Below are 12,690 nucleotides of genomic sequence, written 5' to 3'. Positions count from 1 at the left end.
TCTCTACTAAATACGTTCTGTATATCAAGCACCAAGATATTCAACCTTAATCTTATGCGTTGTCATGTCTACAGTGACCTTATACTTACCGGCTTTCTCTACCTTCCACTTGTTATCGGGTGTGCCTTTGTCATCACTTCCATAAACAATGTCGGCAACAGAAGCACCATGTTCGTTGATGACCGCACCGCTTTCCTTAGCCAAGAACCAAGGCTTTGAACCACTGAAGCCGTCTTTGTTGGGGGTGAACTTCAACTCACCAACCTTCAATTCGCCTTCAAACGTAAACAGATAGTCACCAGACTTTGTCATGGTTACAGGGTTTTCAGCCGACCATCCAGCACTCGTTGCATCACCAATCATATAGAGAACTTTCGTATCCCATTCAGTAACAACAGGAATGTTTGGGTCAAAGTGGGCCACGGTTATCTTCTTATTGGTCAGGTCGAAGACAAGTTTATAGACACCAGCTTCGGTTACTTTCCACTTATTATCCTCGCCGCCTTTCACCATTCCGTCTTTAGAAACGCCCTCATGGTTAAGGGTTACGCCTGCTTCGGGAGCCTGAAGATAGTTAGACCAGGCTGGAATGTCGGTCTGATCAAAGGCAACTTTGAACTCGCCTTCTTTCAAAACACCTTCATAAGTAAATTGAAGTGGGTTGTCAGAAGTCTTTTGGAACTTCTCCATCACCGCCGGGTCATTGTTCCATCCCCATGGCGTTGCATCACCAATAAACGTGAGCCATGCTGAAGTGAGAGACTTTTCAGGTTCTGCACCCTCATATTTCACCTCAATCTTTCGTGTCTTTAAGTCGAGTGAAAGCTGATAGATTCCAGCCTTAGTCACCTTCCATTTCAAATCGTCTCCACCCTTACGGATGTCTATTCCGTCTTTAGCTACACCATCAGCATTAATCTCTGTGTTGGCAGCCGGAGCGTAAATGAACAGTCCTCCCCAATCACCTTTAGCCAAAGGGAACTTCATTTCGCCCGCCTTTAACACGCCATGATAAGTGAAAACATATTTATTTGAAGCGTCACGGGTTAGTTCAAACGGGTCGCTTATATTCCAACCTACGGGCGAAGCATCGCCAACCATGTAGACATGGTCAACCTTTAACGGCAACTCTTCATCGATAATGACGATATCTTTGTCGTCTTTGCATGACTGAAACAGCATTGGCATGAAGACCGCTGCAAACAGAATCAATCCATATTTGAATAGTTTTTTCATATCACAAAAGTTTAGTTGTTTTTATTTCTTAGTGAAGTAGTGAAGTGATTTAGGTCATTTTATCGTGTGATTTGTACCATTTCATCGCGCAATTTGCGCCATTTCATCGTACAATTTGCATGAAATCATAGCCTCGTTGACGAGGGATTGGCTCACACGGAGCCTACCTCCCTCTGTCTCAGAAACTTACTTCAAAACATCATGTGTGTTTTTTTATTATCTGCCGGATTCGTAACCAGGATTCTGAACAAGGTGTTTGTTGGCACCAAGGATATCAGGATGCAATGGGAAAATCAGCATGTGATTGTCTGCATCAGCATCTTTGTCCCACCAAGAGTCAAGGAATTTGCCGAAGCGGATAAGGTCAACACGGCGTCGTCCTTCTGCAAAGAACTCACGACCCCATTCATTCAACATCTCTTTCATATCGAGATGAGCACTTCCTTCGGGTGCATAGAGCGCCGTAGCCCAGTCGGTTGACGGATAGTTGCGCTTGCGAACACTGTTCAAAAGCTTAGCAGCAGTGACCGCATCTCCCTTGCGAAGTTTGCACTCTGCAAGGCTATAGATAATCTCTGGCAGGCGAATCTCGGCATAATCTGCTTGCGTCTGGCCTGCATCTCCATCGGGATAGAGAGGATATTTCACGAACATCCACCCGGAGTTATCATCCCCGTTTTCGAGTTTACTGTCGCCCGATGCGAGCCATCTATCACCATCCATGCCACCAAAACGACCCACAGCATCGCGCAAGTCGAGTACAAACTTGCTGTTATGGTCCATTAAATACTGAGTATGTCCCTCATCATCGGTGTACTGAATCTTGCCATATACGAACATACCTTCACGCTGACTGTTGCCTAAGTTGCGGTATTTCTTCAGACGAACATCTGATGGATAGTCCTTGAAACGGGCGATAGGCATACCCAATTCGAAATGATATGGAGTGCCATCTGAATTGAAACTGGGTGAACAAGAGTATTTAATGTTGTGGCCACCAGCCTTGTTTTTCTTGTCATGTAGCCACTCGTTAGACTTTGCAGGGACTGTCCACATGTACATATCTGCCGAATAATGCCAGTGAGAATAACCCGGAGCACCTGGGAAAGCGAAGATAACTTCATCGCAAGTTTCATTATTCCAGTCGAAAGCGGCATCCCAACGGTCGGCTACTTTGTAAACACCATATTTGCCATCAAGGATATCTTGTGCCACCTTTTCACAGTCGTTGAAACGCTCTCTGCCTATATAGGTCTTTGAATTGAGGTAAAGACGCACGAGCAACGAAGCCGCACCAGCTTGTGTCCACTCGCCTTCGAGATTCTGATTACCGCCGAGTGAGGTCTTCTTTGATAGCTCAGGAATAGCTTCTTTGAGTTCTGTTTCGATGAAATCATAAACTTTTTGAGGTTCAACCTGACCTTCAGAATTCTTTGAAGTGTCATAATAGCTAACCGCAAGTGGCACATTTCTGAACGCATCGAGCAATCGAAGATAGAACCAAGCACGCAGAACGCGGTTCTGAGCCTTTAGGTTATTGAACTCAGCTTCACTGAAACCAAACTGCCGAGCAGAGCGTTTCTCCAAGTCTTCTATCACGAGATTAGCTTGCATTATGCCTTGAAAGCAGCCGTTATATTCGCTTTGTGCCTCTCCGTTTGTAGTCAACCACTTGTGTCGATGCAGTCGAGCCCAGCGGCCACCATCATCCCACCAGTCCTCACGTGTAGGCGTTATGAGCTGATCGGCAGTCTCTTCATTGAGTACTTGACGGCTTTGTATACTCCAATATCCATGCTCAAAAGGACGTAAGACGGCACGAATAACATCTTCCTTTGTATTATAATAGTTGCCAGAGGCTACCTGGTCGTAAAGTGTTTCGTCCAGATTAGTGCAACTGGATAGGCCAGAAGCCGCCAGTAAAGCACTTGCCACATAAATAAAAGTCTTTCTCATATTGAAATGAAAATAATAGGTTCGTAGTTTATTAGAAATCAAGTTGCATACCAATCATAAACTGACGGGTAGACGGGAAGTAAGTACGTGAACCCGTAGCACCAGGATTTAACCCATTCAACTGATAGTTAGAAGGGTCTATTCCCGAGAACTTTGTGATGGTGAATAGGTTACTTGCCGTTGCATAAAGACGTATAGCATCAACGTATTTCTTATTCAAATTCAACGTATATCCAAGGTTTATAGACGATAATTTGAGGTAATCGCCTGGCTCAAGGAAGTAATCACAGACGATAGGATTCTGCGAAATGATCTTGTTTTTGCTATAAGCCTTGTCCATAACATTGCCTTGGAAGTTCTTCGTTCCATAGTAGAAATCGTGAATATTGAAGATATCAAAGCCCAAAGCTGTTTGGAAGAACAACGAGAGGTCAATGTTTTTGTAACGGAAAGTGTGGGTCATTGAACCTGTAAACTTAGGAAGTCCGTTGCCAAGGAACTGGCGATCATCGTCTGTTGCATTATCCGCGAGCACCTTATCTCCTTCTTTATCATAAACAATCCAACGGCCTTGTGGGTCTACTCCGGCATACTTTAGCATATAGAAACTACCGATACGGCGTCCCTTTTCGATACGTTGTAGCGTGTGGAATGGGTAAGGATCCTGTGGACTTACTACGTCATAGTAGTCTTGTCCCTCAAAGTTGTTGTTGCTAAAGCTAACAAACTTGTTGCTCATTGTAGCGCCAATGACATTCAAAGAGTAACTGAAGTCTTTGGTCTTTACAGCATTCCATGTGATATCGAACTCGAAACCACTGTTGCGCATGGTACCAACGTTGACAAAAGTCTGGTCAAACAAGTAAGGAGGGATAGACACTTTGTAGTCTCCCAAGAGGTCTTGTTGCTTGCGATTATAGTAGTTGAACGAACCAAAAAGCTTGCCACCGAAGAGTGTCCAGTCAAGACCAATGTTCCAGTTCTTGCCTTTCTCCCAGCGAAGATTAGGGTTAACGTTCTTTCCTGGGCCCCAAACCTGGTAATACTTACCATTATATATATAGTAGCCGAAGCCCGACATAGTGTTCAAAGACTTATAACTATCGAAGTTTTGATTACCAGTTATGCCGTAGTCTGCACGCAGTTTAAGGTCTGTAAGCCAGCTCTTTGTCTCCTGCATAAAGGGTTCATCCGAGATACGCCAACCGAAAGAAACAGCTGGAAAGTTACCCCACTTGTAGTTCTTACCAAACTTTGATGAGCCCTCATGACGCAAAGAAGCTGTCATCATGTAGCGACCTTTCCAGTCATAGCTAACGCGTCCGAAGAAAGCAATAAGCTTATTGTCGTTCATATAAGAGCCCATGTCGACCTCACCCTCGTCTTTTGCAAACGTACCTGAACCGAGATCGTTGTCTTCCAAAGCATCATTGGGGAAGTCTTTATTACTTGCATTCAACCCCGAATACTTGTTATATTGATACGAGTAGCCTGCCATAACCTTTACATTATGGTCACCAAACGAGTTACTATAATTCGTTATCCACTCTAAACTGTGTAAAGAAGATTTGGAGTAATCCTGAGATGCCTCACCCGTTCGACCTGATTCAATAGCTAAAGTGCTGGTAGAAGGGCGGAACCATTGATTGTAATTGTCATACTGATGGTCTGCAAACGTGAGCTGAGTTGTCAGTACTTGCTTACCGGGATTGGTCAAAAGAAGCGGGAAGAGGTTGAGTTTTATCGTACCATCCCAGTCTAACAGCTTCGTTGTTCCCGTATGCTTTTCTAACTTTTCCATTTCAACAGGGTTGTAACCTGCCATCTGTCCTTTGAAGTTATAATATAAGTTTGGCTGACGAGGGTCCATGATTGGCGTCGTAGGATTAGCCTCAATAGCGTTCCGAAAGACGTCCCACTGCGCACCTTTTCTATATACTATACGTGGCGCTAGATTGGCATTGAAGGTAAACAAGCCACTCTTTGTGGTATGGTTTACAGAGAAACGTGCGCCATACTCTTGGCGACCAGAGTATCTATCAACACCCTTTGCATCACGATAATCAATAGAAGCGCGATAGTTTGAACGTGCGTTTCCACCGCTTAATGTTAGTGTATGCTGCGTGCGTACACCCACTCTACTTACTTCTTTCAGCCAATCTGTCGAAGCACCAAGGTCATAACCAGTACCAGAAGCCAATCGATTCGCACGGTATTCATCGGCATTTAACATGTCAAGTTCATGCTTAATAACATCAAAAGACACGTTACCATTGTAAGAAGTATGAAGCACTCCATCGCGTTCTCCCTTTTTAGTTGTGACAAGAATCACACCATTTGAACCACGCGTTCCATAGATAGCACTGGCTGCTCCGTCTTTAAGTATGTCGAAACTCTCAATGTCATTGGGGTTAAGATTCGTCAAATTACCCCCTACAACACCGTCAATTACAATCAAAGGACCAAGCCCTGCAGCACGTGAAGAGACTCCACGTATCTGAATACTTGCCTCATTATTCGGGTCACCTGCACCCGTATTGGTAATTGAAACGCCAGGAACCTTACCCTGAATCATCATGGAAGGGTCTACACTTGCCACACGAGTGAAGTCCTTAGATGACACATGTGACACCGCAGAAGTAAGCTCTTTCTTGTCCATAGTGCCATAACCTATCACAACAACTTCACCGAGATTAGCAGCATCATCGACAAGTTTCACGTCGAGTTTTCCTCGTCCATTCAACGCAATTGTCTGTGTTTTATACCCTAAATATGAAATCTTTAAGGCGGCGTTTCCATTCTTAACTTTCAACTTGTAAGCACCTTCGATGTCGGTAACCGTACCATTTTGTGTACCGTTCTCTACAACGCTGGCACCAATAATAGGCTCTCCGTTGGCATCTTTCACAACACCTTCAACAGAGAATGCATTCTGTGCAACTCCTATAAGAGGTATGCACATCATGAAAAGAATAACAAGAAGTCTACTTGTTAATCGGTTGTTAGAATTCAGCATAATCTTAAATTTAGGTTTCTTTTAATTTACTTTTTCGCAAAGGTAATGTATTTTGAACCTCAATCTGCTTGTTAGTAGGGTGCAGGTAGATTGTAACGAAATCATTATTTGCATAAAGTATTGATTCTCTTGATATTATAAAATTTATTAAATTCATTCAAGTAGAACAACAAAATATAATAGATTTCATTACTTTTGCTATAAAATGACCAAATCATTTGTTTGAATAACAAATAAGAGACATTATATAATGCACAACAAACTAATGCTATTGACATGCTTACTCATGGGATTTCTCCCCATGAAGGCAGTAGTTAATGACCATCTTATCGACCGATTGGATAGCATATTAAAGCTCCAATCTCTACAAATTGAAGGCAAAGAACGAGAAATAAAGACGCTAAAGACAAGATTAAATCACGAGAGAAATGGACTCCAAAAGCTTCAACTCTGCGACCAACTTTACGAAGCTTACCATGTGTTTCAATTTGATTCAGCCATGACTTACGTAGAGAAGGGACTGCAATTTGCCAATAATTTACATAATAAAACCTATTATGCCGACAACCTTATTCATAAGGCTGAGCTGCTGGCTATCGGCGGATTATACAGTGAGGCGCTGCAAACCATCGAACTTGTAGATACAACAGACCTCAGCAGACGACAGTTTTTCAACTATTATTTGACACATTTCCGCATCTATTCCTACTGGAGTGACTTCTGCAACGATGCCATCTATGCTCCTCGTTACCGCCAATATGCACGCACAAATCTTAGTCTTGCCATGCCTTTTCTCGATAAAACAGACCGCACTTATGAGTATTATCAGGGCGAGTATTGTGGCTATATTCTCAATGATCCAATAGAGGCGCAGCAACATTATCTTAAGGCTATTGCCATGACTCCAGAGAATTCACGTGTTCATGCCATGGCATGTTTCGCCTTAGCCTGTACATATTCGGCCCCAAATGAAATCTCTCTTTACGAACGTTACATTGTAATGGCATGCATTAGTGATGCCCGTAGTCTGACAATGGAGAACCTTGCACTCCAAGTTTTGGCCATGTATATTCTCGAACACGGCCATGGTAATCTTGACATTGCAGCCGCACAACGTTACATTAACATCTCTCTTGAGAACGCAAAGTTCTATAACAACCGCCTACGTATTCTCGAAATATCCGACCGCTTGCCAGCCATTGTCGACAGTTATCAGGCACAACTCAGCGAACGCAACACCAATTTACGCAACACTCTCTTTGCCATTTCACTGCTGGCCGTGTTCCTTATCGCTGCCATCGGCTTCATCTTTATGCAAAACAACCGACTGACACAGAGCCGACATAAGCTACAAGAGACCAACAATCGCCTTTCTGAAATGAACAAACAGCAAAGCTTTCTTAACGAACAACTTCATGATTTAAATGAACAACTCGTTAAAACGAACAAGAAACGTGAAGGACTTGTGCGGCTATATATTGACCTTTGCTCTCGATATATCAACAGATTAAAGAAGCAACAGACGCTCGTGAAACGAAAAATCAAGGCTAATCAAGCCCAAGAACTACTCAGTCAGTTGTCTTCTGAGCGTCTTTCCGAAGAGGATGCAGCTACATTTCTCTCACGCTTTGACCGCGCTTTCCTCGACCTCTACCCTACCTTTCCTCAGGAACTCAACGCACTTCTGCTGCCCGATTGCCAGATAATACAACCCAGTTCGCATGCAATGACAACCGAACAACGCATCATGGCACTCGTTCGTTTGGGCGTAAACGAAAGCGCAGAAATAGCAAACCTGCTCTTCTACTCCCCACAAACCATTTATAATTACAGGTCGGCTATCAAGGCAAAGGCTATACTCAAAGAGTCGTTTGAAAGCGAAGTGGCTAAATTATGCACAGTGATTGGATAGAGTTTTCGCACCAAACATCACAAAATGTCTATCACTTTTCTTCATGATATAGGGCTATAAAATTCAGACAGCATAAGCCCTTAGCAAATGATTTCTTTGCTTTTAAACACGATGAAATGGCGATATTTTGCACAAAACACGGCAAAACTCATCAACATTGCATACAACAAAGGTCAGCATAAGCAAGCGAATGATTTCCTGTTTGCTCCACAACAAACAACAGCTTCAGCCCCGTTTCAACCTATTTCCTTTCGATAGCAGCGGTGTCTACGATGTTGTTCGGCATCAAAATATTGCCATTCATTGCGCACCGCCGTATTACTTTCCATCTGCGGCATGGCTTCTGCCCACTTAAAACCATAGGCGCGATAATGGTTGATGAGGTCATTGAAGATGAGTGCATTGGCCCCTTTACGTCGATATTCAGGCAGAACGCCGATAAGAAGCAGGTCGACAGTGTCGGTCTTATGCCATTTCAAAACACGCAACAAGGGCCACCACCCTAATGGAAACAGCCGTCCATCACGCGTTTTCCGCAATGCCTTGGAGAATGAAGGAAAGGATATTCCAAAGCCAATCATTTCGTTGTTACGGTTTCCATCGACTACAGCTGTGACGAGATTTAAGTCAGCCTTCCGTATATAATCATTCACCAAGGCATCTATCTGCCTGTCGGAGAGTTCCGAAAAACCATAAAGATCCTTATAAGTGGCATTGAGAATATCAAACACCTTGCGTCCCATGCCTTTGTTAATCAATTCGTCCTGCGTGAATTTATGCACATGGAGATTATACCTCGACACGATCATTTCGGCCAATTTCCCTACCTTTGGCGGTGCCACTTCTGGTATTCTGATGCGGTATTCCAAATAATCATTATCCTTTCGAAAGCCTTCAAGCCGTTCGATATGCCGCTGATAATAAGGATAGTTGTAGTTGATATACATCGTTGAAAGGCTGTCAAAGCCCTCAATGAGCAGGCCTTCGCGATCCATATCCGTGAAACCGAGTGGTCCTGCAATCTCCGTCATACCTCGCTTACGCCCCCATTGTTCTGCCACATGCAACAAAGCAGCCGACACTTCCTCATCATCAATGAAGTCAAACCAGTCAAAACGCACCACCTTGCAGTTCCATTTCTCATTGGCTCTATGGTTGATAATGGCAGCGATACGCCCCACAATCTGTCCGTTTCTCCATGCCATGAAGTAGCAAGCTTCGCAACATTCAAACGAGGGATTACGGTCTTTGCGCAGCGTATTCATCTCATCGCTGAACAAAAACGGCACAGCCTGCTCGCAATCACGATACAAATCATAGTAGAACTGAACGAACTTTTTCAAATCGCTCAAGTTTTCAACCACCTTTATCTCTATCGTTGTGTTCATCATCACATTTAAGTTTTGGCCTACAAAAATACCAATTATTTCTGAATTAATATTTATCTTTGCACGAATAATGTATCATCATGACCAATGAGACAATAGAAATGAACGCAACAGCAGATAATAACATCAAGACAGGACTCGTGCTTGAAGGTGGTGCCCTGCGCGGACTTTACACCATGGGGATTGTAGATGTGCTCATCGAAAACGGCATCCACTTCGATGGTCTGATTGGAGTTTCGGCCGGAGCTGCCTTCGGTTGCAACTATCTCAGCCGTCAACCGGGGCGTGCCCTGCGTTATAATCAACGCTTTTCTCACGATTGGCGCTATTGCAGTCTGCGCTCATGGCTCTGCACGGGCGACCTTTTCGGAGCCGAATTTGCCTATCACCACTTACCTAAAGAACTCGACCCGTTTGATTTCCAAACGTTCAAAGCGAGTAAAACTGACTTTTATATGGTCTGCACGGATGTTGAAACAGGCCAACCTGTCTATCGTCTGGCCCATCAAGATATGCCAGTAGACGCTCTGTGTGAATGGATACGCGCTTCTGCCTCCATGCCTTTGGTGTCGCGTGTGGTTGAAATTGAAGGACGAAAACTGCTCGACGGCGGTGTTTCCGACTCCATTCCGCTCCGCTATTTCCAGCAACAGGGCTATCAACGTAATCTCGTTATCCTCACCCAACCCCGCGATTATGTCAAGCAGCCCACAGCCTTCATGCCGCTGATGCGCCTTTCTCTGCGCCATTATCCCAACATGATAGCTGCCTTGGCCAACCGACATGTGATGTATAACGCGCAACTCCGCTATGTAGAAGCACAGGAAAAACTCGGTCATACGCTTGTTCTTGCCCCCGAAGAAAAGCTTCCCATCAGCCACACTTCGCACAATCCAAAGCAGATGCAGCAGGTTTACGCGATAGGAAGAAAGCAGGGTTTAGAGCATTTGGAACGCATAAAGGCTTTTGTCAAAGGCTGAATCAGAGGTCTTACTGCTTTTCCAACCGTTCCTTTTCACCCTTTTTACCGATATCGGCAGAGGCAGAAAGCAAGTTCTCGCCGCTACACACAGTCTGCCGTTTGTAACCTCTTACATTTCCTGCTCCGTTTCCCGATTTCGTCACTCCAAAGAAGTTTTCTTCCAAAAACACCTCTTTGGACTGCATTTTTAACTTTTCTGAATTTACTTAACAAAAGCCTTCGCATAACTCGCGTATTTGAAACACCAAACCACTTTGTTCGAAATACGCGCAGTTTTCAACGACTTTATAAATCATTAATTATCAAATAGTTATACAAAAAGCAAGAAAACAGACCGCAAAATAACGTACAACAGGAATGCCACTTGCGTCAAATCACGATGTCATTTGCATCAAATCACACCGCAAAGTGATGCAGATGCCAATGCTTTCTGGTGCAAATGGCATGTTGTTTTGACGCAAAAGGGGAAACAAAATGCCAAAAATGCCGATTTCATCGCTGTCAAATTGTGAAACAAAGTAGGTTTTGAGGCTTGATTTTTTCTATTTGGTCAGTTTTCAACAACTGTTTTTTCAGCCAATAATCTTGACATTTTCACTTTACAACCAACTTCCTAATAAACTACATTTCCATGTCAAGAACACACGCATGAAGCCATTCCTTGGGGAGAAGAAAAACTGAAATAAAGCACAAAGAAAGCCGAAAATGGGCGGAAACATCGGGTTTTGAAAAAAGGAAACAAGACTGAAAATGCGGTGTAATAAAACTCGAAAATCTAATCAGAACGCCCCAGATTTCCACTCAAATTATGCCGTGGAATAGAGAATTTTATAGTATATTTGCAAGTAACCAAACCAGTATTCGGGAAGATATGAGCAGGAAGAATTTCATCAAATGTATTACAGACCTGTTCAATTTTATAAAAGAGAATCGGTCAAAACTCGTAAAGGAGAAGTTGTTGTCGGTCACAAAAGCTCACGAATTCGGCGAATTTGTCGTGAATTATTGTACGGCCGATGCTGCTGCCGATGCCCTGCGACTCCGCTTATACCTTGAAGATATCTGGCAATGTGTTACTTCCATGAGCCGAAAACTCGACAAACGGCTGACTGAAATGCCCGAACTGCGAACCGACAAAACGGTGAGACAGTTTGAGAAACGATGTCATGAGGTGGAAATTGAGACCAAGAAAAACATTAAAGGTGGGCTGAAAAAAGCCATAGAAGCCTATCCCTTAAAAGATTTTTTCAGGTTAGTGACTGAACAGGCAAGCGGTAAGCACGTAACGGCCGAAGACATTGTGTCGGCACTTTCGATGTTTCCTGAAACGGAAAACAACAAGAAACAGGAAACAACATCAGCCAAAGAACAGCCTTTCCATGGTCAGACGGCTTTCCATGATGAAGCCTGTCACCCCGTATTGGGCAAGCCCTTGAACTACATAACGCCACAGAGCATAGGCGAAGATGAAGATGATTTATGGCTTGGAAATGGGGAGTGGCAAGATGAAGAAGACGATTTCGAGGGAAAACTCTGTGAGCGACTCAACCTCGATGACTACGACTGGCAGAGCTTTGACGGCTGGGTGGCACATCCCATTGCTATCTATAAGCCGGCAATTGGTGTATGGAAATACCGCCTCCGCATATCCCTCGATGGTATTAAACCCGCTATATGGCGCGAAATTGAAGTGCCGTCAACAATCACTTTGCCCTCTTTGGCCGCCGCAATCCTGCTTTCCATGGGCTGGACTGAAGAGCATTTACATCAGTTTATCGTGCGCCAAGGCTGGCAATCCACTTTCTATGTTTCCTCTATGCAAGAGATTTTAGACGGTACAATGCCTCCGGATAATAAGGACGGACGCCGTTATTGCATTGGAGATCTGCTGAAACGGAAGGGCGATAAAGTCACTTTCGAATATGATTATGGCGACTGTTGGCTCCACACGGTAGCGCTTGTAGACCACGACGGATATGGAGATGAGAAGAAAGAAGTGAAACTTCTTGCGGGCGAACGGGCCTGTCCGCCCAACGACTGCGGTGGAGTTTCGGGCTATCAGCGCCTTTGTCTGCTGATGGAAAAACCTGCTTCGGCCGAAGCTTTGGAAGAAATGGAATGGCTTGGCTACCGTTTTGACCCTGAATTATTCCCACTCAAGAAAGCTCAGAGGATAGTAAAGAAGTGCAACCGATAGGCA

The 12,690-nt window shown here is 44.0% G+C and carries 8 protein-coding genes; 3 read left to right on the top strand and 5 right to left on the bottom strand.

The annotated features are described in order from the left end of the window. Window positions 1-24 precede the first annotated feature (24 nt). From EL210_RS02225 to EL210_RS02215, 3 genes are all read right to left on the bottom strand, one after another. The gene (locus EL210_RS02225) at window positions 25-1,236 is read right to left on the bottom strand and encodes a SusF/SusE family outer membrane protein (RefSeq protein WP_018919746.1); all 1,212 of its coding nucleotides are present in this window, start codon (window positions 1,234-1,236) and stop codon (window positions 25-27) included. Window positions 1,237-1,452: 216 nt separating this feature from the next. Beyond that, complete coding sequence (locus tag EL210_RS02220) at window positions 1,453-3,192, bottom strand: RagB/SusD family nutrient uptake outer membrane protein (RefSeq protein WP_018919747.1); 1,740 nt, start codon at window positions 3,190-3,192, stop codon at window positions 1,453-1,455. Between the two features lie 31 nt (window positions 3,193-3,223). Further along, entirely contained in the window at window positions 3,224-6,208 is a 2,985-nt protein-coding gene (locus tag EL210_RS02215; protein ID WP_025879564.1) for a SusC/RagA family TonB-linked outer membrane protein, read from the bottom strand. A gap of 301 nt (window positions 6,209-6,509) precedes the next feature. On the opposite strand from EL210_RS02215, the gene EL210_RS02210 reads away from it, so the two are divergent. Then, window positions 6,510-8,120, top strand: a complete 1,611-nt coding sequence (locus EL210_RS02210; RefSeq protein ID WP_232000408.1) for a DUF6377 domain-containing protein — start codon at window positions 6,510-6,512, stop codon at window positions 8,118-8,120. Between the two features lie 236 nt (window positions 8,121-8,356). Here the strand turns inward: EL210_RS02210 and EL210_RS02200 are convergent, their stop codons facing one another. After that, on the bottom strand, window positions 8,357-9,508 hold the full coding sequence (locus tag EL210_RS02200; RefSeq protein WP_026285899.1) for a hypothetical protein: 1,152 nt from the start codon (window positions 9,506-9,508) through the stop codon (window positions 8,357-8,359). 80 nt (window positions 9,509-9,588) lie between these two features. Between EL210_RS02200 and EL210_RS02195 the strand changes: the two genes are divergently transcribed. Then, window positions 9,589-10,488, top strand: a complete 900-nt coding sequence (locus EL210_RS02195) for a patatin-like phospholipase family protein (protein ID WP_018919752.1) — start codon at window positions 9,589-9,591, stop codon at window positions 10,486-10,488. Window positions 10,489-10,498: 10 nt separating this feature from the next. On the opposite strand, the gene EL210_RS13500 is transcribed toward EL210_RS02195, so the two are convergent. Next, window positions 10,499-10,675 (bottom strand): hypothetical protein, encoded by a 177-nt coding sequence (locus EL210_RS13500; RefSeq protein ID WP_018919753.1) that lies wholly within the window; start codon window positions 10,673-10,675, stop codon window positions 10,499-10,501. Between the two features lie 686 nt (window positions 10,676-11,361). Here EL210_RS13500 and EL210_RS02190 point away from each other — a divergent pair. Beyond that, entirely contained in the window at window positions 11,362-12,687 is a 1,326-nt protein-coding gene (locus EL210_RS02190; protein WP_018919755.1) for a plasmid pRiA4b ORF-3 family protein, read from the top strand. Window positions 12,688-12,690: the final 3 nt, after the last annotated feature.

Origin of the sequence: Segatella oris (assembly GCF_900637655.1) — a bacterium.
Classification (GTDB): Bacteria; Bacteroidota; Bacteroidia; order Bacteroidales; family Bacteroidaceae; genus Prevotella; species Prevotella oris.
This window is presented reverse-complemented; position numbering and strand designations above follow the sequence as displayed.

What these genes read in the sequence shown, in the direction of transcription:
- EL210_RS02225 (WP_018919746.1), bottom strand. Translation starts at nt 1,236, where the DNA reads ATGAAAAAACTATTCAAATATGGATTGATTCTGTTTGCAGCGGTCTTC.
- EL210_RS02220 (WP_018919747.1), bottom strand. Translation starts at nt 3,192, where the DNA reads ATGAGAAAGACTTTTATTTATGTGGCAAGTGCTTTACTGGCGGCTTCT.
- EL210_RS02210 (WP_232000408.1), top strand. Translation starts at nt 6,510, where the DNA reads ATGAAGGCAGTAGTTAATGACCATCTTATCGACCGATTGGATAGCATA.
- EL210_RS02215 (WP_025879564.1), bottom strand. Translation starts at nt 6,208, where the DNA reads ATGCTGAATTCTAACAACCGATTAACAAGTAGACTTCTTGTTATTCTT.
- EL210_RS02190 (WP_018919755.1), top strand. Translation starts at nt 11,362, where the DNA reads ATGAGCAGGAAGAATTTCATCAAATGTATTACAGACCTGTTCAATTTT.
- EL210_RS02195 (WP_018919752.1), top strand. Translation starts at nt 9,589, where the DNA reads ATGACCAATGAGACAATAGAAATGAACGCAACAGCAGATAATAACATC.
- EL210_RS02200 (WP_026285899.1), bottom strand. Translation starts at nt 9,508, where the DNA reads ATGAACACAACGATAGAGATAAAGGTGGTTGAAAACTTGAGCGATTTG.
- EL210_RS13500 (WP_018919753.1), bottom strand. Translation starts at nt 10,675, where the DNA reads ATGCAGTCCAAAGAGGTGTTTTTGGAAGAAAACTTCTTTGGAGTGACG.